The sequence below is a fragment of the Streptacidiphilus albus JL83 genome (assembly GCF_000744705.1).
Taxonomy (GTDB): domain Bacteria; phylum Actinomycetota; class Actinomycetes; order Streptomycetales; family Streptomycetaceae; genus Streptacidiphilus; species Streptacidiphilus albus.
The window spans coordinates 8,613,331-8,633,297 of record NZ_JQML01000001.1; the positions used below are offsets into that span (position 1 = coordinate 8,613,331).

Genomic DNA, 19,967 nt, shown 5'->3' on the forward strand with positions numbered 1-19,967 from the left:
CGGAGGGGTGTTCGACTGTGGCCCCGCCGCCCCGCGCCGACGAGTGGAGGAGCCATGGCCGGAGCCGAGACCCGCCCGCTGCTCCTGCTCGACGTCGACGGGCCGCTGAACCCGTACGCCGCGAAGGCCAGCCGCCGCCCCGAGGGCTACCGCACCTACCGGATGCGCCCGCCCGGCTGGCAGGACCCGAACGCCCGGCCGCTGCGGGTGTGGCTCAACCACGACCACGGCCCCGCGCTGGTGGCCCTGCCGTACGAGCTGGTCTGGTGCACCACCTGGCAGCAGCACGCCAACACCTGGATAGCTCCGCAGCTCGGGCTGCCGGAGCTGCCCTACGTCGCCTTCGACAACTGCGGCGACTACCCCGACGACAACACCCACTGGAAGACCCGCACCGTGGTCGCCCGGGCGGCGGGGCGTGCCTTCGCCTGGGTGGACGACGAGATCACCACCGAGGACGAGGAGTACGTCCGGGCGCACCACGGCGGGCCCGCGCTGCTGCACCGTGTCTCGCCCCGGATCGGCCTGCTCCCCGCCGACTTCGCCCGACTCGCCGACTGGGCGGTCCGGCCGGTGGCCGGGGCTTGACCCTGACGTGCAGGTCAGGGGTTAGCGTCCGGGCACCGCGCGCGGCGAACCGCCGCCGCCCCGCCGTCCAGGAGGCCCGACATGGCCGTTGACCTGCCCACCAGCTCCCGTGAGATCCGGCTCGCCGCCGTGCCCGAGGGGCTGCCCGAGCCGCAGCACTTCCGACTCGTGGAGACCCCGCTGCCGGTCGCCGGTCCCGGGGAGGTGCTGGTGCGCAACCGCTGGTTCCAGGTGGTCGCCGCGCTGCGCACCCTGATCGAGGGCGGGGTGGAGGGAACCCCCTTCACCGCGCTGCGTCCGGGGGACACCCTCTACGGACCGGCCATCGGCGAGGTCGTCGCCGCGCCGGCCGACAGCGGGCTGCGCCCCGGCGAGCTGGTCTCGCACTGGCTGGGCTGGCGCGAGTACGCCGCAGTGCCGCTCGCCTCGGCCGTCCCGCTGGGCGACGTCCTGCCGGATCCGGTCGCGCATCTGGCACAGGGCTGGGTGGCCTATGTCGCGCTCACCCAGGGCCTCCGGGTCAGGCCGGCGGACACGGTGTTCGTCTCCGGCGCGGCCGGGGCGGTCGGCACCATGGCCGGTCAGCTGGCCCGGCTGCTGGGCGCCGGCCGGGTGGTCGGCAGTGCCGGGACCCGGGAGAAGGCCGACCGCCTGGTCGCCGAACTGGGCTACGACGCGGTGGTGGTGCGCGGCGCGGGGCCGATGGCGGAGCAGCTGGCGAAGGCCGCGCCGGAGGGCATCGACGTGATGCTCGACAACGTCGGCGGCGAGCAGTTGCAGGCCGCTGTGGGGCTGGCCCGGCCGCACGCCCGGTTCGTGCTGGTCGGCGCGCTCTCCGGACAGTTGGCGGTGGAGCCCCGGGGCCGCGACGGCGGGATGCTGGCCCCGGTCGAGCTCGACTCCTTCCAGCTGATCATCAAGCGGATCACGCTGAGCAGCGTCAGCGGCCAGGACGTCCCGGAACTGCTGCCGGAGTGGAACGAGCGGTTCGGCGGCTGGCTGCGCTCCGGCGAGATCCGTTTCCCGCAGGTGCGGATTCCGGGCATCGACGGCGCGGCCCGGGCGTTGCACGAGGTGTTGGCCGGAAGCCACTTCGGCACGGTCGTGGTCGAGCTGTAGCACCTGGGGGCGAGCGATGCGGATCGGGGACGCGGCGGCGGCAGCGGGGACGACCCCCCGGGCGCTGCGCTTCTACGAGCAGCGGGGGCTGCTGCCGGCGCCGCCGCGCACGGCCACCGGGCAGCGGGAGTACCGGGAGCAGGACGTCGCCAGGCTGCGGGCGATCCGGGAGCTGCTGTCCATCGGACTGACCGTCGAGGACCTTCGGTCCGTCGCCGACCGGCTCCATCTGGTGGACGGGTACGTGGAGCCGTGCGCCGGCGCCGACCGGTGCGCCTGCTGCGCCTGCGAGCCGGCGGAGCCCGGGGTCAGCGTCGCGGAGCAGCGGATCGCCGTCCTGGACGCGGAGATCGGCCGGCTGACCGGGCTGCGCGAGCAGCTGGTCGCCCGCGTCCGGCAGGGCCACCGCCGGGCGCGGTGAGGGCCGGGTCACTCACCCGGCCCGCCGCCGTCCCGGGCGCCGTTGGCCAGGCGGTCCGCCGATCGGCGAGACTGCCGGGGTGAACCCTGCCTGGCGTGAGCTGCCCGTCCGCGATGCCGTCCCCGAGCTCCAGCGCGCGCTGGCGGAGCAGGGGACGGCCGTGCTCGCGGCGCCGCCCGGGACCGGCAAGACCACGCTGGTGCCGCTCGCGCTGGCCGGGCTGGTGCCGGAGCTGCCGGGGCCGCCGCTGCGGGTGCTGGTCGCCGAACCGCGCCGACTGGCGGTCCGGGCCGCCGCCCGGCGGATGGCCTGGCTGCTGGGGGAGGGCGCGGAGGAGCCGTCCGGCCGGGTCGGGCACACCATGCGCGGCGAGCGGCGGGTGGGGCCGCGGACCGTGGTGGAGGTGGTCACCACCGGTGTGCTGCTGCAGCGGCTCCAGCGCGAACCCGAACTCGACGGCGTGGACGTGGTGGTGCTGGACGAGTGCCACGAGCGCCACCTCGACGCCGACACCGCCCTCGCCTTCCTGCTCGACGTCCGCGCCACGCTCCGCCCCGACCTGCGGCTGGTCTGCGCCTCGGCCACCTCCGACACCGCCGCCTGGGCGCGGCTGCTGGGCGGCGAGGGGGAGCCCGCGCCGGTGGTGGAGGCGCACGGCGTCAGCCACCCGGTCGAACTGGTCTGGTCGCCGCCACCGCGTCCGGTCCGGCCGCCGCAGGGCCTGCGGACCGACCCGGCGCTGCTGGAGCATGTCGCCGACACGGTGCGCCGGGCACTGCGCGAGCACCGGGGCGATGTGCTCTGCTTCCTGCCCGGGACCGGCGAGATCGCCCGGGTCGCCGGGCTGCTGGACGGCACCGGCGGGGACGTCGAGCTGCTGCAGCTGCACGGCCGCGCGGCGGCCGCGGTGCAGGACGCGGTGCTGCGCCCGGGCGGGCGGCGCCGGGTGGTGCTGTCGACCTCGGTCGCCGAGTCCTCGCTGACCGTCCCCGGCGTCCGGGTGGTGGTCGACTGCGGGCTCTCCCGGGAGCCCCGGACCGACCACGCCCGGGGGCTGTCCAGCCTGGTCACCGTCCGGGCCTCGCTGGCGACCGGCCGGCAGCGGGCGGGCCGGGCCGGGCGCGAGGCCCCGGGCACCGTCTACCGCTGCTGGGCCGAGGCCGAGGACGCCCGCGCCAAGCGGCTGCCGACACCCGAGATCCTGCTCGCCGACCTCACCTCCTTCGCGCTCCAGGCCGCCTGCTGGGGCGACCCGGACGCCCACGGGCTCGCGCTGCCCGACGCGCCGCCGGAGGGCGCGATGGCCGCCGCGCGGCAGACCCTGACCGCGCTGGGCGCGGTGGACGCCGACGGCCGGGCGAGCGGACGCGGGCAGCGGATCGCCCGGACCGGGCTGCACCCCCGGCTGGCCCGCGCTCTGCTCGACGCCGCCCCGCAGGTCGGCGACCGGCGTGCGGCGGAGCTGGTCGCGCTGCTCTCGGAGGAGCCGCCGCGCGCCCTCGGCGACGACCTGGCCGCCGTCTGGCGGACGCTCAGGGACGGCCGCGACCCCTCGGCCGGGCGCTGGCGCGAGGAGGTCCGTCGACTGCGGCAGCACCTGGGCGGCGGCGCGGGCGCGGACGCGGGCGCGGACGCGGGCGCGAGTGGCGGCGCGGGCGCGGGCCGGGTCCGGGGCGCCGCCGAGCTGCCCGACGCCTCGGCCGCCGGACTGGTGGTCGCGCTGGCCTTCCCGGAGCGGATCGCCCGCGCCAGGGCGCCCAGGCCGCGCGGCGAGACGCCCGAGCGCGGCGCCCACGGCCTCGCACCTGTCCGCAGCTCCTATGTCATGGCCTCCGGCACCGCCGCCGAGACCACGGCGGGATCGGCGCTGACCGGGGTGGAGTGGCTGGCCGTCGCGGTCGCCGACCGCCCCGCCGGATCGCCCTCGGCCCGGCTCCAGCGGGCCGCCGCCCTCGACGAGGCGCTGGCCAGGGCGGCCGGGGCCGGGCTGCTGACGGTCCGTGAGGAGGTCCGCTGGACCGTGCCGCCGGGCGGCCGCCGGGGTGACGTGGCCGCGCGCCGGGTGGAGTCGCTGGGCGCGATCGAGCTGTCCGCCGTCCCGCTCACCGCCCCCGACCGGGGGCTGCTCCGGGCCGCGCTGCTGGAGGGGCTGGCCCGGGAGGGTGTCGGGGAGCTGCTGACCTGGTCGGCCGGGGCGGCCGGGCTGCGCGAGCGGATGGCGTTCCTGCACCGCTGGATCGGCGAGCCCTGGCCCGACGTCGGCGACGAGGCGCTGCTCGCGGCGGCCGAGGACTGGCTGGAGCCCGAGCTCTCCCGGGCCCGCCGCCGCGCCGACCTGGAGCGGCTGGACACCGCCTCGGCGCTGAACCGACTGCTGCCCTGGGCCGGCGGTGCGGCCGGTCGGCTGGACGAGCTGGCGCCGGAGCGGATCACCGTGCCCTCGGGCTCCCGGGTGCGGGTCGACTACTCGGGCGAGCGGCCGGTGCTGGCGGTCAAGCTGCAGGAGCTGTTCGGCTGGGAGTCCGCCCCGGCGCTGGCCGGCGGGCGCGCGCCGCTGACGGTCCATCTGCTCTCACCGGCCGGGCGTCCGGCCGCCGTCACCGGCGACCTGGCGTCCTTCTGGCGCGAGGGCTACCGGGCCGTCCGGGCCGATCTGCGCGGACGCTATCCGCGCCACCCCTGGCCGGAGGACCCGGCCGCCGCCGAGCCCACCCGGCGGCTCAACCCGCGCCGGTAGCGTCAGGCTGCGGGCTGCGGCTCCCTGACATAGCTGTTGAGCGGGGCCCGGACCTCCCAGCCCAGGGTCAGGTAGAGTGCCCGGCCCTCGAACGAGGCGCCGAGGACGCCGAGTTCGGCGCCCGCGTCGACGGCGGTGTTCGCCAGGGTGCGCATCACCACGCTGCCGAGGCCGCGCCGCCGGTGCTCCGGGTCGGTGCTGATCCGGTCGACCACGGCGCTGCCGCCGGTGACGGCCACCCGGCCCTTGGCGGCGACGCTGCCGTCCTCGGCCAGCACCCGGAGCTGGGTGACGGCGTCGACGTACTCGGACTCCACCCGGTAGCCGTCCGGGACGGCGACGGCGCTGCGCCGTAGCCGAGTGGCCATCAGCTCGCCGTTGTGGCTGCCGTTCCAGCCGCTGCCGAGACCGGCCGCGACCCGCTCCGGCTCGACGAAGGTCTTGATCCAGACCTCCGGGGCGGTCTCGGCGGCGGAGAGCGCGCGCAGCAGTGCCTCGTCCGCCTCGGGCAGGACATGGCGGGCCTGGTGGCCCGGCTCCCCGACCTCGACCCGCAGCCCCCAGGGGGTGGTCACCGGGCCGTCCGTCCCGCGCGAGACGGTCCAGCCGTCGACCCAGGCGTGGACGAGTTCCGGTACGGACGGGATGGGCATGGTTCCCCCAGGAGTAATGGTTGCTCTGTGCTATTGGATATTACCGTGGCCGGGTGCTCCCGGCGAGTTCTTTCGGTCCCGGTCGCGGCGCGCCCCGCCGGTGGATCAACCGATCGGTTGATCCGGGGGTCCACCGACGGTCCGCCAGGTGCAGCGGGTCGGGTGATCCGGCCGACCCCTCCGCGACGGGAGGCTGGGTGCAGCGGCCGGAACGGGCGCTCGGAGCGCGAGGAGCAGTCAGCCATGTCAGTCATCGAGGTCACCGACCTCCGCAAGGCCTACCGGGGCCGGGAGGCGCTGCACGGCGTCTCCTTCACGGTCGAGCAGGGGGAGATCTTCGGCCTGGTCGGACCGAACGGGGCAGGGAAGACCACCACCGTGGAGTGCGTCGAGGGACTGCGCCACCCCGACGGCGGGACGGTCAGGGTGCTCGGCCTGGACCCCCGCCGACAGGGCCTGCAGCTGCGCCGGCGGATCGGCGTCCAGCTCCAGCAGGCGCAGCTGCAGGAGAACCTGAGGGTGAGTGAGGCGCTGGAGCTGTACGCCTCCTTCTACGAGCACCCGCGCGACCCGCGGCAGCTGCTGCGAGCCTGGGGCCTGGAGGAGAAGCGCGACGCCCGCTTCGGCAAGCTCTCCGGCGGCCAGCAGCAGCGGCTGTTCATCGCGCTCGCCCTGGTCGGCGACCCGGAGGTGGTCTTCCTGGACGAACTCACCACCGGCCTGGACCCGCAGGCCCGCCGGGCGGCCTGGGAGCTGGTCCGGCAGCTCCGCGACGAGGGCGTGACCATCGTCCTGGTCTCGCACTTCATGGACGAGGTCGAGGCGCTCTGCGACCGGGCCGCCGTGCTGGACCAGGGCCGGATCGTCGCCTGCGGCACCCCGCAGCAGCTGGTGGCGGCGGTCGGCGCGCAGACCGCCGTCAGCTTCCGGCCGACCGCGTCGGAGGGTCTCGACCTGGAGCAGCTGCGGGCGCTGCCCGGCGTCACCCGGGTCGAGCAGCGGAACGGCACGGTCACGGTGACCGGGACCGGCGGGCTGACCGACACCGTCACCGGCCACCTGGCCAGGAAACAGCAGGTCGTGACCCAGCTGCGGATCCACGAGCAGAACCTCGACGACGCCTACATCGCACTCACCGGAGGCGAGAAGTGACCAGCAGCACCGAGATGCAGGCCCTGCGCAAGCTCACCGCGACCGAGGCCCGGCTGTTCCTGCGGGAGCCCGCCGCCTGGTTCTTCACCCTGGTCTTCCCGACCCTGCTGATGGTGATCCTCGGCTCGATCCCCACCTTCCGCACCCGGCAGGCCGACCTGCACGGGCTCAGCCTGATCCAGTCCTATGCACCGGTCATGGTGGTGTTCACCCTCACCATGCTGGGGATGAACGGCGCCGCCCCGGTGCTGACCTCCTACCGGGAGCGCGGAGTGCTGCGGCGGCTGTCCGCCGCGCCGGTGCCGTCCAGGCTGCTGCTGGGCGCGCTGACGCTGCTCTACCTCGGGGTGGCCGTGGTCTCGCTGCTGCTGGTCGTGGTCGTCGGCCGGCTGGCGTTCCAGGTGCCGCTGCCGAAGCAGCCGCTCGCCCTGGTGCTGGTCTTCCTGCTGGCCGCCGCCTCGCTCTTCGCGGTCGGGCTGTTCGTCGCCGCGCTGGCGCCCGGCGCCAAGTCCGGCAACGCCATCGGGGCCGCGCTGTTCTTCCCGCTGATGTTCTTCGCCGGGCTGTGGGTGCCGCGCGCGCTGATGCCCTCGCTGCTGCGCACCATCAGCGACTTCCTGCCGACCGGGGCCGCGACCCAGGCGGTGCAGGACAGTTGGCAGGGGCATTGGCCGCAGCTGGGTGATCTTGCAACAATGGGGCTCTTCGCCCTCGTCGTCGGATTCGCCGCGGCCAGGCTCTTCCGCTGGGAGTAGCAGTATGTCCGCCGACACGGCCGCCCGTGCCGCAGGTTCCGTCCGAGGGGCCCCCGTCGCCGCCGATGGTGGCCCCTTCGGCGGGCCGGGGGCGGACATCGAGCGGCTCGACCGCTGGGAGCGACTGCTGGCCCGGGTGCTGCTGGCGATCCCGTTCGGGGCGCTGCTGCTGTCCGTCGTCCTCGGCCTCGCGGTGAACGTCGGCAACCGGACCACGGTCATCCGGATCCTGGTGCTGGGCACGGCCGCCGGGGCCTGGCTGCTGGTGCGGATCGTGCTGGACCGCTTCCGGCCGGCCCGGAGCCGGGCCGCGCTCCGGACGGACATCGGGCACTTCGTCGTGCTGTGGGCGCTGATCGTGCTGATGAACCTGGTGAGCCCCTTCTTCGGCTTCTTCGCCTTCGGCGGCTACCTCCAGGCCATCCGCTACCTGCGCGGTTGGGTCCTCGCGGCCGGGGTGGCGGTCACCGCCCTCCCCATCGCCTACTCGCAGACCGGCGGGGTGCCCCCGGCCTCGGTCGAGGCCTGGATCGGCTTCGCGGTGATCCTGGTCTTCGACCTGATGGTGGTCGGCGTGATGGTCACCATGGGGCTGGTGGGCGAGGCCCAGGCCGAGCACTTCCGCCGGGTCTCCGCCGAACTGGCCGGGACCAACGCCCGACTCACCGAGACCCTGCTGGAGAACGCCGGCCTGCACGCCCAACTCGTGCACCAGGCCCACGAGGCCGGGGCGGCCGACGAACGGCAGCGGCTGGCGCGGGAGATCCACGACACCATCGCCCAGGGGCTGACCGGCATCGTCACCCAGCTCCAGGCCGCCGAGCAGGCCGGCCAGGAGCGGCAGCGCCACCTGGACAACGCCGCCCGGCTGGCCAGGGACAGCCTGGTCGAGGCGCGGCGCGCGGTGTCGGCGCTGCGCCCGGTCCAGCTGCAGGACACCGAACTGCCGGAGGCACTCGCCGACGTGGTCGCCGCCTGGCGCGAACTCCAGCGGATCCCGGCCGAGTTGACCGTGACCGGACGGGTGCTGCCGCTGCATCCGGAGGTCGAGGTGGCGCTGCTGCGGGCCGCGCAGGAGTCGCTGGCCAATGTCGCCAAGCACGCCGGGGCCTCCCGGGTCGGGCTCACCCTCTCCTACATGGGCGACGTCGTCACCCTGGACGTCCGAGACGACGGACGGGGCTTCGACCCGGCCGCCCCGGCGCCGACCGGTGCCCCCGGCGGGCCGGGGACGGACGGCGGCTACGGCCTCGGCGTGATGCGGCAGCGGCTGCAACGGCTGGCCGGCAGCCTGGAGATCGAGTCGGAACCAGGGTCCGGCACGGCGGTCTGCGCCTCGGCGCCGGCCATCCCCCGAGAGGAAGCGCATGTCTGACACCACCTCGGCCCCCTTGCGGCTGCTGATCGTCGACGACCACCCGGTGGTCCGCGACGGGCTGCGCGGGGTGTTCTCGACCGAGCCCGGGTTCGAGGTGGTCGGCGAGGCCGGCGACGGCGCGGAGGCGCTGGTGCTGGCCGCCTCGCTGGCCCCGGACGTGGTGCTGATGGACCTGCGGATGCCCCGGATGGACGGCGTCACCGCGATCCGGGCGCTGGCCGAACAGGGCAGCTCGGCCCGGGTGCTGGTGCTGACCACCTATGACACCGACAGCGACGTGCTGCCGGCGATCCGGGCCGGGGCCACCGGCTACCTGCTCAAGGACAGCGCCCGCGAGGACCTGTACCGGGCGGTCCGGGCGGCGGCGCAGGGGCAGACCGCTCTCTCGCCGGCCGTGGCCACCCGGCTGATGGGCCAGGTCCGCGCCCCGGTCGAGGAGCCGGTCAGCCCGCGCGAGCTGGAGGTGCTGGGGCTGGTGGCCTCCGGCTGCACCAACCGGGAGGCGGCGGCCCGGCTGTTCATCAGCGAGGCCACCGTCAAGACCCATCTGCTGCACATCTACGCCAAGCTGGAGGTCAAGGACCGGGCCTCGGCGGTGGCCGCGGCCTACCGCCGGGGGCTGCTCTGACGGATCGTCATCGTCAGTGCTGCAGCAGCGCCGTGAGGGTGCGGGCGTAGCGGGCGGTGGCACCGGGCGCGTAGGGGAGGAAGAGCTCGGGCTCGATCAGCTCCAGCTCCATCACGGCCGGGCCCCGCTCGAACTCGACCAGGTCGACCCGGCCGTAGCTGGTCGCGGCCGGGGCGGTGGCCAGGGCGCGGCGGGCGACGGCCAGTTCGGCCTCGGTGGCGGTGTGCGGCCGGACCGTGCCGCCGTGGTGCTCATGGATCCGGTACTCGCCGGAGGCAGGGACCTTGCGGACCGCGTGGCTGTACTCGCCGTCGAAGAAGACCAGCGACACCTCCCCGGCGGCGAGCACCGACTCGGCGAAGGGCTGCACCAGCGCGTCGCCCTCCGCGACCAGTTCGGCCAGGTGGACCGCCGCCGCGGCGTCGGCGGCGACCGCCCGCAGCGCGCCGCGCGCACCGGCCGAGACGGCCGGCTTCAGCACGACCTCGGCGTCGCCGAAGGGGGCGAGCGCGTCGGCCCGGTCCCGCTCGGAGGCGCCCCGCCCGACCAGCCGGGTCGGCACCACCGGCACGCCCAGCGCGTCCAGTTCGGCGAGGTAGCCCTTGTGGCTGTTCCAGCGGAGCACCTCGGCCGGGTTCTGCAGCCGGGTCAGCCCGTCTACCCGCTCCGCCCAGGTGGTGAACTCCTCGTGCCGGAGCCAGTAGTCCCAGGTGGTGCGTACCACGGCCAGGCCGACGGCCGACCAGTCCAGCGGCTCGTCCCAGGGCTGGATCTCGGCGGTGGCGCCGAGCGCCGCCAACTCCGCGACCAGCAGGCCGTTCTCGGGCACCTCGCGAGGCATGGTGCGTCCGGTGAGCAGCACGATGTCCGCCACTGGGGGCGCCTTCCGATCAGCGCGGCGAACGGTTATTCGAACGACGCTTGGCTGTTCATCATAAGGGAGGGGGTCGACCCGGCCCGGGCGCGGAGGATGGCGGCGGTGCCGGCGTCGGCCGGGAGGAACGCCTCCAGGTGCAGCTCGGCCAGGGTGACGTCGGTGGCGGTGGCGAAGGAGGTGAGGGTGGTGATCAGGGCCAGTGTGCCCGCACCGCAGGAGAGCCGCAGCGGCACGGCGAACCCCAGGTGGTCGGGGCCGGGCGGCTGCTCGGGAAGGTAGCCCGACAGTTCGGCGATGAACAGGTCGAGCCGGGGGTCGGCGCTGCGGCGGGCCTGGGCGCGCATGTTCTCCAGCACGTGCCGTCCCCAGGCGGCCAGGTTGCGGACCCGTCCGGCCATCCCGTCCGGGTGGAGCATCAACCGCAACATGTTGACCGGCGGGCGCAGCAGCTCCGCCGACGCGCCCTCGGTGAGCAGCGACACCGCGCTGTTGGCCGCGACGACCTCGCCGTAGGGGCGCAGGACCAGGGCCGGGTACGGCAGATGGCCGGTCAGGATGGAGTCGAGGGCCTCCCGGACCGGCCCGAGCAGCGGTTCCTCCCAGCGGGACTCCGGGAAGACGGGTGCGTAGCCGGCGCTGTGCAGCAGGGCGTTGCGCTCGCGCAGCGACAGCCCCAGCGACTCGGCCAGCCGGATCACCATCGTCCGGCCCGGGGCCGAGCGCTCCTGCTCCAGGTAGCTCAGGTGCCGCTGCGTCGTCCCGGCCCGCTCGGCCAGCTCCAGCTGGCTCAGCCGCCGGGCGGTGCGTCGGCGCCGGAGCTCGGCGGCGAACCCGCCCGGTCCGCTGATGGTGTCCACCCGTCAGTTCTAGCCGGAGCCGGGGTCCCGGTGCCATTCCTCGCCGGGTATTGCCGGGGCGCCGCGGCGCGCCGGACGATCGCTCCGCCGAACCGGGGCAGGCCCGGTCGGGAACCCCGGAGCCGCAGGCGGAGACCTTGGCGACGGCCAGGAGGGACGACGGGATGAAGAGCTACCACCTCGATCCGGCAGCGGGGGAACGGGCACTGACGGTCCGTGAGCATCCGGATCCGCGGCCGGGCGCGGGACAGGCCGTGGTCCGGGTCCGGGCCAGTTCGCTCAGCTTCCGTGAGCTGATGGTGCTGGACGGCGACTACCCGCTGCCGATCCGGCCGGATGTGGTCCCGGTCTGCGCCGGGGCCGGCGAGGTGGTCGCCGTCGGTGCGGGGGTCGGCCGGGTCGCGGTCGGGGACCGGGTGATGCCCGGGGTGTTCCCGCGCTGGCTCGACGGCCCGTTCGCCTACGAGAGCGCCGACCAACTCGGCAGCTCGCTCGACGGGATGCTGACCGAGCTGGCGCTCCTCGACGCCGAGGGGCTGGTGCCGGTGCCGGAGCACCTCTCCTACGAGGAGGCGGCGGCGCTGCCGCTGACCGCGGTGACCGCGTGGAACGCGCTCACCGGCGGCCGCCCGCCGATGCCGGGGGAGACGGTGCTGACGCTCGGCTCCGGCTCGGTCTCGCTGTTCGCGCTGCAGCTCGCCACCGCGGCCGGGGCACGGGTGATCGCCACCACCAGCGGCCCGGAGAAGGCCCGGAGGCTGCGCGGGCTCGGGGCCGACGCGGTGGTCGACCGCCGGTCCACGCCCGACTGGGAGCAGGAGGTGCGGGCGCTGACCGGCGGACGCGGCGTCGACCGGGTGGTCGAGGTCGCGGGCACCCTGGAGCGGTCGCTGAAGGCGGTGGCGCTCGACGGGGAGGTCGCCTTCGTCGGCCACTGGCTGGCGCGCGAGCAGGCGAGGGCGGTCCCGCTGGACGTGCTGTTCGGCTCGGTGGCCCGGCTGCGCTGTGTCGCGGTCGGCAGCCGGGCCCAGTTCACGGCGATGAACCGGGCGGTGACGGCGCACCGGCTGCGGCCGGTGGTCGACCGGGTGTTCCCCTTCGCGGAGGCACCGGCCGCCTTCCGGCACGTCCGCGCGGGCGGTCACCTGGGGACGACGGTCATCAGCCACGGCTGAGCGGGTCGGCCGCCCGCGCGGCCGGGGCGCTCAGCCGTCCGGTGTCGCCAGCCGGACGGAGTCGTGCTCGCCGTCGGGCCAGTCGACCTCCACCACCGCCGCGTCCGTGCCCGGGACCACCCGGACCCGCAGCTCGCGGGCGCCGCGCTCGGCCTCGGGGTCGGCGGTCAGCAGCACGGCCGCCAGGTAGACCTCGCCGGGGACCACCGGGCCGGCCGTCATCGCCCAGGGGCAGGCCGAGTGCGGGCCGAAGGCGTTGGCGTCGCGGTGCCGGGCCACCCCGAGCGTGGCCAGCCCACGGATCGGGATCACGCTGCTGACCAGGCCGTCCGGCCGGGCGACCCGGGCCTCGCCGCTCCCGACCCGCTCCTCCGGCGGCTCCTGCCCGGCCAGCGACCAGCCGCCGAGCCGCAGCCGCCAGGGGCCCCGGTCCGCGCCCGGCTCCGGGCGGCCGACCAGGACCGCGCGCAGCTCGACGGCGCCGTGCAGGGCGCTGGCCACGGTCAGCAGCGGCCCGTCGGGTATCGGCGGCCGGCTGCCCGCGTGGACCTGGTTGGACAGCCAGTGCGCGCGGTGCCGGGAGATCCCGACCCGGCCCGCGACGCCCAGCCGCTCGACCGGGCGGCGCAGCGAGGCGCGTCCGTCCGCGGTGACCAGGGCGACATGGCCGTCCAACGGGGTGGCCGCGTCCAGGTCGCCCAACTCGGGTCCGGTGCGGGTGGAGTAGCCGAGGCGGGCGTAGAAGGGGTCGTCGGCCCCGGGGCGTCCGGGGTCGGCATGGTCGCCGCCGTGGTTGGCGATCCGGACGATGCCGTCGGCGGCGGTGCCGGACAGCAGCCAGCCGGGTCCGGCCAGGGCGGTCTCGACATCGCCCAGTTCGATGGCCAGCGGCTGCTCGACGGCGGTCCAGGCCGGATGGTCGGCCGGGAGCGCCAGCCCGGCGAAGGCCTTGGCCGCCCAGTAGGGCGAGGCCGGTCCCGAGTAGGGCTGACGGATCGTCGGGAACTCGTGGTACCAGCCGGGGCGCAGAACTGACGCACCGTCCGGTGCGCCCCGCTCGGTGAAGTGCTGCAGCGTGCCGCTGGTCAGCCGCCGGGTGAGGCCGGGGGCGAGCGGGGTGGCGTCGAAGAGCTCGCCGACCCAGAACGGCGCGGCCGAGGCGAAGCGGTAGGTCAGCGAGCGCCCCTGGAACAGCGGCCCGCCGTCGGCGCCGACCAGGTGCTGGGCGTCCTCCAGGTAGCGGCGCAGCCGGGCGCGGTAGCGGTCCAGCAGCCCCGGTTCGGCGTCGGCGCCGCTGATCCGGCAGTACCAGAGCGGGTAGAGGTGCAGCGCCCAGCCGTTGTAGTAGTCGAAGTTGCGCGGCTCGCCGCCGCTGTTCACACCGTCGCTGTACCAGCCGTGGCCGACGTACCAGTCCTCGGTCCGGTCGAGGTTGCGCCGGATCTCGTCCGGCCGCCAGGACGCGCCGACCGAGCGGAGGAAGGCCTGGGTGATGTTCTGGAACCAGATCCAGTTGTTGTCCGGGACGGTCGAGCCGAGGATCGGGGTCATCCAGTCCACGATCTGCTCGCGGACGCGCGGCTCCAGCCGGTCCCAGATCCAGGGGCGGGTCTCGTGGAGGGCGAGGGCGATCGAGGCGCACTCGACCTTGGCCTGGTCGCGCTCGGCCGGGGTGGGCCAGCGCTCGGGGGAGCGCGGGTCGGTCCCGGCGTCCAGGCCGCAGGCGTACCAGTGCGCCAGTCGCTCCAACTCCTCAGCTGCGCAAGGCTTTTCGTCGCCCGGTCTGCCGTCGTCGGGGTGGCCGGCGGAGAGTCGGAAGCCGGCCAGCAGGAAGGTGCGGGCGAAGCCCTCCAGGCCGTCGCTCCACCGGCCGGACCAGCTCGCCGCCCCGGGGAGGTCGATCAGCGCGTGCCCGGGGGAGGCGAAGGGCCGGACGCCGGCCAGCAGTCCGTCGGCCACCGCCTCCCAGTGCGCCCTGGTCCAGCCGGTGTGCGGGGACCGGACCCGGTCCTGGTCGGGCAGATCGCTCATGGTGGTGGTCCTCGCCTCGCCGTGCCCTTCGGTACGGGGGGACACTCTGGCGCACCGGGCGCCCCATTGGATAGCCCCCTCCCGGGACAGCGGTCGACGGGTGTGTCAACTGCTGCCGGTGAAACATCTTTTGACTCAATCCATTGACGCGGGAGGGTCAGAATTGTTAAATCACACCGTGAACTAAGGCTTGATGCAAGGTCAGGTGCAACTCTCCCCTCGTGCCACCCCGCACCCCCTCACGCCTCAGCCGCTGTTCAGAGCGGCTTTCAATCCACCCGGACACCCCAGGCGAGGGGTGTCCGCACCGGAAAGGGTGATGCACGGCATGACCAGAAGACTGTGGTTCCCCACCGCGGGGGTCAGGGCCCCGCGGAACAGACCGCACGGCGGCAACGGCGCACGCCGGGCCGGCTACGCCGCCCTGACGGTGGCGTCGATGCTCGGGATCATGATTGCCCCCGGCACCATGGCGACCGCCTCGGCGGCCGAGACCGCGCTCTCGGAGACCGGTTGGGTGGCGAGCTCGAACACCAGCTCCTCTGCCGCCGACGCTCCGGCCAATGCCATCGACGGGAACCTGACCACCCGCTTCAGTTCCGACGCCTACCAGGCGGCCGGGCAGTACTTCCAGGTCAACCTGGGGTCGAGCCAGACGTTCAACCAGATCGAGATGAACTCGGTCAACTCGGCGGGTGACTACGCGGCCGGTTACAGCGTGGAGGTGTCCACCGACGGGACCGACTTCACCACGGTGTACTCCGGGACCGGTACCTCCTCCCCGGAGACCGCCACCTTCGCCGCGCAGACGGCCCAGTACATCCGGGTGGTGCTGACCGCGGCGAGCACCACCAGCTGGTGGTCGATCGACGAGTTCACCGTCTACAACGGCAGTCCCGCCCCGGCCGAGACCGCGCTCTCGGAGACCGGTTGGGTGGCGAGCTCGAACACCGGCTCCTCGGCCGCCGACGCTCCGGCCAATGCCATCGACGGGAACCTGACCACCCGCTTCAGCTCGGACGCCTACCAGGCGGCAGGGCAGTACTTCCAGGTCAACCTCGGGTCCAGTCAGACGTTCAACCAGATCGAGATGAACTCGGTCAACTCGGCGGGTGACTACGCGGCCGGTTACAGCGTGGAGGTGTCCACCGACGGGACCGACTTCACCACGGTGTACTCCGGGACCGGTACCTCCTCCCCGGAGACCGCCACCTTCGCCGCGCAGACGGCGCAGTACATCCGGGTGGTGCTGACCGCGGCGAGCACCACCAGCTGGTGGTCGATCGACGAGTTCACCGTCTACTCCAACGGCTCCGGCGGCAGCACCACCCCGCCCCCGGCGACCGGCGGCAGCCTCGGCTCCAACGTCTACGTCTTCAACACCGGCATGTCCGAGGCGTCGATCCAGAGCCAGCTCAACACCATCGCCAACGCCCAGGTCTCCAACCAGTTCGGGACCCAGCGCTACTCCATCCTGTTCGACCCCGGAACCTACGGGACCGCCGCCGACCCGCTGGACTTCCAGGTCGGCTTCTACACCAGCGTCGCCGGGCTGGGGCAGAACCCCGGCCAGGTCGTCATCAACGGCTCCATCAACTCCTACAACCAGTGCAGCGGCACCACCTGCAACGCGACCGACAACTTCTGGCGGTCGGTCTCCAACCTGACCATCAACGTGGCCGGGAACACCGGCTGCGGGGCCGGTGAGGACTTCTGGGCCGCCTCGCAGGAGTCCCCGCTGCGCCGGGTGCAGGTCAACGGCAACCTCTCGCTGATGGACTACTGCGTCGGCGGTCCCGGCTACGCCAGCGGCGGCTTCATCTCCGACTCGGTCTTCAGCGGCGGCACCGTCACCAACGGCTCGCAGCAGCAGTACATCGCCCGCAACAGCACCATCGACAGCTGGAGCAACGCGGTCTGGAACCAGGTCTTCTGCGGCGACAACGGCGCTCCGGCGCAGAGCTTCGCCTCGAACTCCGGCGACAGCGGCGGCCCCAACTCCTACACCACCCTGGCCACCTGCCCGCAGACGCAGGAGGAGCCGTACCTCTACGTCGACTCCTCGGGCAACTACAACGTCTTCGTGCCCTCCGAGCAGACCAACTCCAGCGGTCCGACCTGGACCAACGGCAACACCCCCGGCACCTCCCTGCCGTTCAGCTCCTTCTACGTGGTCAACTCGGCCAGCACGGTGGCACAGATCAACGCGGCGCTCGCGGCCGGCGACAACCTGCTGGTCACTCCGGGCGTCTACAACGTCCCGTCGACCATCAGCGTCACCCACCCCGACACCAAGATCGTCGGTCTCGGCTTCCCCACCCTCATCCCCACCAACGGCAACGTCACCATGAACGTGGCCGACGTCAGCGGCGTCAACGTGTCCGGTCTGATCTTCGACGCCGGCTCGACCAGCTCCCCGGCGCTGCTGCAGCTCGGCACCCAGGGCTCCACGGTCAGCCACGCCGGTGACCCGGTCAGCGTCGACGACGTCACCTTCCGGGTCGGCGGCGCCGAGGCCGGCACCGCGAACACGGCCTTCGTCGACGACAGCAACAACTCGCTGATCGACGACGTCTGGGCCTGGCGCGCGGACCACGGCGCCGGCGCCGGCTCCTGGACCTCGGACCAGGGCAACACCGGCGCCGTCGTCAACGGCAACAACGTCACCGCCTACGGCCTCGCGGTCGAGCACTTCCAGCAGTACGAGACGGAGTGGAACGGCCAGGGCGGCACGGTCGTCTTCTTCCAGAACGAGAACCCCTACGAGGTGCCCAACCAGGCGGCCTGGATGGCCAGCTCCACCCAGGACGGCTACCCCGCGTTCTACATCCCCAACAGCGTCACCTCGTTCCAGGGCTACGGCATGGGCAGCTACTCCTACTTCAACCAGGGAGTGAACATCCAGAACGCCATGGCCTTCCAGGCGCCGCAGACCTCCGGCGTCCAGTTCCACGACCTGCTGACCGTCTGGCTCAACGGCTCGGGCAGCATCAACTCGGTGATCAACGGCACCGGAGCGGCGGTGAGCTCGACCAACGGCGGACCCAGCGACGTGGTCTCCTACCAGTGAACCGACCTGCCGGGGGCAGCGGCACCGTGAGCTGACCCACCGCGCACCGGCCGCGCCGATCCGCCCCATCCGGGCGGGTCGGCGCGGTCGCGTCCGGGCAGGTCCCGGAGGCGGCACCCACCGCACGGGTAATACGGTATGTCCGAGAACGTCTACTTTCCGCACGCGCTCCGAGGGAGTCCCGGCGCGGTCCGCACACCGTCGAGCGGGAGGGGCAGGCCGATGGGAAACCAGGACGACAGCACCACCGCGCCGCTCCGCGCGGACGAGGTGCTGGGCGCCGTCGGCATCGGCGTCTGGCGCTGGAACCGCCCCGAGGAGGTCCTTGAGGTGGACGAGGTCTGCGGGCGGCTGTTCGGGGCCGAGGCCGAAGGGGGCCGCCTGCTCAGCCGGCAGATACGGGCCCTGGTCGACCCCGAGGACTTCGTCCGGGTGCGCGCCACGGCGCTGCTCGCCATGACCGAGCAGCGACCCATGGAGGCCCGGATCCGGGTGGTCGGCGCCGACGGCCGACTGCGCCGGGTGCTGCGGCTCCAGCTCGTCCCGGCCGCCCCGGCCGGGCCGTACCCGCTCCAGGGCACGGCCCTGGAGGGCCACTGGACGGACGACTGCAGCACCGGCCCCGACCACCCCGGGGCGGACCGGCTGCTCGGCGAGGCCCCGCCGAGCGAGCCGCTGGACGGGCTGGCCGCCGAACTCCTGCAGATCGAGCAGCTGAACCGGGCCCCGAGCAGCCTCGGCTCCCGCCCCCCGGCGCACCGGCCGCCCGCCCACCGGCCGCCGGCGCCGCCCGCGCCGCCCGACCTGCGCCGCTCGCGCGAGGCGTTCCTGCTGGACGCCGGGCGCGCGCTGGCCGAGGCCGGTACCACCAGCGAGGTGCTGCGGGTGGTCGCCTCGCTGTCCATGCCCGGCTTCTCGCCCGACGGGCTGGCCGTCTTCGGCTTCGAGGGCGGCGTCCTCACCGTGGTCGGCCAGCACGGGCACCGGGAGGGCGACGAGAACCCCTTCCGGATGCCGCTGGACACCGCCTACCCGGGCGCCGAGGTGGTGCGCACCGGCCGGGCGGTCTACCTCTCCAGCCCGGAGGAGTACCAGCGCCGGTTCCCGGAGACCTGGCCGCTGGCGGCCGGCTTCGGCCGGCACTCCTGGGCCTTCCTGCCGCTGGTCACCGCCGGGCGGACGACCGGCGCGTGGCTGGCGGCCTTCCGCACCCCGGTGCGGTTCAGCCCCGAGGAGCGCGCGGTGCTCTCCACCGTCGCCCGGATGCTCGCCCACGCCCTGGAGCGGGCCCACACCAACGAGGCCGAACGGGCCCTCTCCCGGGGCCTGCGCCGCAGCATGGGCGTCGGCGCGCCCAGCCTCGCCGGAATGACCCTGGCCACCCGCTACGTGCCGACCGGCGGCGGGCTGATGGTCGGCGGCGACTGGTACGACGTGATCGACCTGCCCGGGGGCCGGGTGGCCCTGGTGATCGGCGACGTCCAGGGGCACGACGTGCACGCCGCGAGCATCATGGCCCAGCTGCGCACGGCGGTGCACGCCTACGCGGCGGAGGGGCACCGCCCGGACGCGGTACTGGCCCGGGCCTCGCACTTCCTGGCCGGCCTCGACGACGACCGCTTCGCCACCTGCGTCTACCTGGAGGCCGACCCGGAGCGCGGCGTCCTGTCGATCGCCCGGGCCGGGCATCCGCACCCGGTCGTCCGGATGCCCGACGGCACCTGCCTGATCCGGCACGTGGCCGGCGGGCTGCCGCTGGGGCTGATGCCGGAGGAGGAGGACTACCCGGTGACCGACGTGGTGCTGCAGCCCGGCGAGGTGATGCTGCTCTGCACCGACGGGCTGATCGAGACCGGCGGGCACGACATGTTCAGCGGCTGGGTCCGGGTCCGCGACACCATGTCGCCGGGACCCGCCGACGACCTGGAGGAGATGGCGGACAACCTGATCCGCGCGGTCCACGGCCCGGCCTCGCACAGCGGCCCCGGCCACCTCGCGGACCGGCGCGAGGACGACATCGCCCTGCTGCTGGTGCGGCGGGACCAGGACGGGCACCGACCCGCCCCGCCCGCGCGGCAGCTGGTGCTCACCGTGGCCCAGGACCAGCCGGAACGGATCTCCGGCGCCCGCGAGGAGCTGCGGGCGATCCTGCACGACTGGGCGGCGGCCGACCATGTGGACGCCGCCGAGCTGCTGGCCTCGGAGCTGCTGGCGAACGTCCTGGTCCACACCGAGCAGGCGGCCACCCTGGTCGCGGTGGTGACCGGGACGCCCGGCAGCCGCACGCTGCGGCTGGAGGTCGCCGACTCCAGCGACGAGCTGCCGCACCGCCGGACGCCGGGGGAGATGGCCTCCTCCGGGCGCGGCCTGGTCCTGCTGGACCTGCTCGCCGACCGCTGGGGCGTCCAGCCGCGCGGCCACGGCAAGGTGATCTGGTTCGTCCTGGAGGAGCGCCACGGCCACTGAGCGCAGCCGGGCCGCAGCCGGACCTCGGCCAGGCAGTAGGCTGCCGCGCGACCGCGTCCG

At 74.3% G+C, this 19,967-nt stretch carries 15 protein-coding genes; 11 read left to right on the plus strand and 4 right to left on the minus strand.

The genetic code is table 11. The features are described 5' to 3' along the window. The first annotated feature begins 54 nt into the window (after positions 1-54). From BS75_RS37460 to hrpB, 4 genes are all read left to right on the plus strand, one after another. Complete coding sequence (locus BS75_RS37460) at positions 55-588, plus strand: hypothetical protein (RefSeq protein WP_034091409.1); 534 nt, start codon at positions 55-57, stop codon at positions 586-588. Between the two features lie 81 nt (positions 589-669). Then, positions 670-1,707 (plus strand): MDR family NADP-dependent oxidoreductase, encoded by a 1,038-nt coding sequence (locus BS75_RS37465; RefSeq protein ID WP_034091410.1) that lies wholly within the window; start codon positions 670-672, stop codon positions 1,705-1,707. Between the two features lie 16 nt (positions 1,708-1,723). Then, positions 1,724-2,128 carry a MerR family transcriptional regulator gene (locus BS75_RS37470; protein WP_034091411.1) on the plus strand — a complete coding sequence of 135 codons (405 nt, stop codon included), beginning with the start codon at positions 1,724-1,726 and terminating at the stop codon, positions 2,126-2,128. Between the two features lie 79 nt (positions 2,129-2,207). Next, on the plus strand, positions 2,208-4,865 hold the full coding sequence (gene hrpB, locus BS75_RS37475; protein WP_034091412.1) for an ATP-dependent helicase HrpB: 2,658 nt from the start codon (positions 2,208-2,210) through the stop codon (positions 4,863-4,865). 2 nt (positions 4,866-4,867) lie between these two features. Here hrpB and BS75_RS37480 read toward each other — a convergent pair whose 3' ends face one another. After that, positions 4,868-5,518 (minus strand): GNAT family N-acetyltransferase, encoded by a 651-nt coding sequence (locus BS75_RS37480; protein ID WP_034091413.1) that lies wholly within the window; start codon positions 5,516-5,518, stop codon positions 4,868-4,870. A 243-nt stretch (positions 5,519-5,761) separates the two neighbouring features. Here BS75_RS37480 and BS75_RS37485 point away from each other — a divergent pair, with 243 nt between their 5' ends. The 4 genes from BS75_RS37485 to BS75_RS37500 are packed head-to-tail and all read left to right on the plus strand — an operon-like array spanning position 5,762 to position 9,431. After that, on the plus strand, positions 5,762-6,670 hold the full coding sequence (locus BS75_RS37485; protein ID WP_034091414.1) for an ABC transporter ATP-binding protein: 909 nt from the start codon (positions 5,762-5,764) through the stop codon (positions 6,668-6,670). Beyond that, entirely contained in the window at positions 6,667-7,425 is a 759-nt protein-coding gene (locus BS75_RS37490) for an ABC transporter permease (RefSeq protein WP_197091996.1), read from the plus strand. Before BS75_RS37485 ends, BS75_RS37490 begins: the two co-directional genes overlap by 4 nt. A 4-nt stretch (positions 7,426-7,429) precedes the next feature. Beyond that, the gene (locus BS75_RS37495; protein WP_081983009.1) at positions 7,430-8,800 is read left to right on the plus strand and encodes a sensor histidine kinase; all 1,371 of its coding nucleotides are present in this window, start codon (positions 7,430-7,432) and stop codon (positions 8,798-8,800) included. After that, complete coding sequence (locus tag BS75_RS37500; protein WP_034091415.1) at positions 8,793-9,431, plus strand: response regulator; 639 nt, start codon at positions 8,793-8,795, stop codon at positions 9,429-9,431. Before BS75_RS37495 ends, BS75_RS37500 begins: the two co-directional genes overlap by 8 nt. Before the next feature lie 13 nt (positions 9,432-9,444). Here the strand turns inward: BS75_RS37500 and BS75_RS37505 are convergent, their stop codons facing one another. Both BS75_RS37505 and BS75_RS37510 read right to left on the minus strand, forming a co-directional pair. Further along, positions 9,445-10,305, minus strand: a complete 861-nt coding sequence (locus BS75_RS37505) for an ATP-grasp domain-containing protein (protein ID WP_174515051.1) — start codon at positions 10,303-10,305, stop codon at positions 9,445-9,447. A gap of 32 nt (positions 10,306-10,337) precedes the next feature. Then, positions 10,338-11,165 carry a helix-turn-helix domain-containing protein gene (locus BS75_RS37510; RefSeq protein ID WP_042437837.1) on the minus strand — a complete coding sequence of 276 codons (828 nt, stop codon included), beginning with the start codon at positions 11,163-11,165 and terminating at the stop codon, positions 10,338-10,340. Positions 11,166-11,329: 164 nt separating this feature from the next. Here BS75_RS37510 and BS75_RS37515 point away from each other — a divergent pair, with 164 nt between their 5' ends. Beyond that, positions 11,330-12,340 carry a zinc-dependent alcohol dehydrogenase family protein gene (locus tag BS75_RS37515; protein ID WP_034091416.1) on the plus strand — a complete coding sequence of 337 codons (1,011 nt, stop codon included), beginning with the start codon at positions 11,330-11,332 and terminating at the stop codon, positions 12,338-12,340. A 30-nt stretch (positions 12,341-12,370) separates the two neighbouring features. Here BS75_RS37515 and BS75_RS37520 read toward each other — a convergent pair whose 3' ends face one another. Beyond that, positions 12,371-14,371: a DUF2264 domain-containing protein gene (locus tag BS75_RS37520; RefSeq protein WP_034091417.1), complete on the minus strand. Its 2,001-nt coding sequence runs from the start codon at positions 14,369-14,371 to the stop codon at positions 12,371-12,373. A gap of 328 nt (positions 14,372-14,699) precedes the next feature. Here BS75_RS37520 and BS75_RS51735 point away from each other — a divergent pair, with 328 nt between their 5' ends. Together BS75_RS51735 and BS75_RS37530 are read left to right on the plus strand one after the other, a co-directional pair. Then, positions 14,700-17,441 (plus strand): discoidin domain-containing protein, encoded by a 2,742-nt coding sequence (locus tag BS75_RS51735; protein WP_197091997.1) that lies wholly within the window; start codon positions 14,700-14,702, stop codon positions 17,439-17,441. A gap of 222 nt (positions 17,442-17,663) precedes the next feature. After that, positions 17,664-19,907, plus strand: coding sequence for a SpoIIE family protein phosphatase (locus BS75_RS37530; protein WP_034091418.1), 2,244 nt, complete (start codon positions 17,664-17,666; stop codon positions 19,905-19,907). The last annotated feature ends 60 nt before the right edge of the window (positions 19,908-19,967 follow it).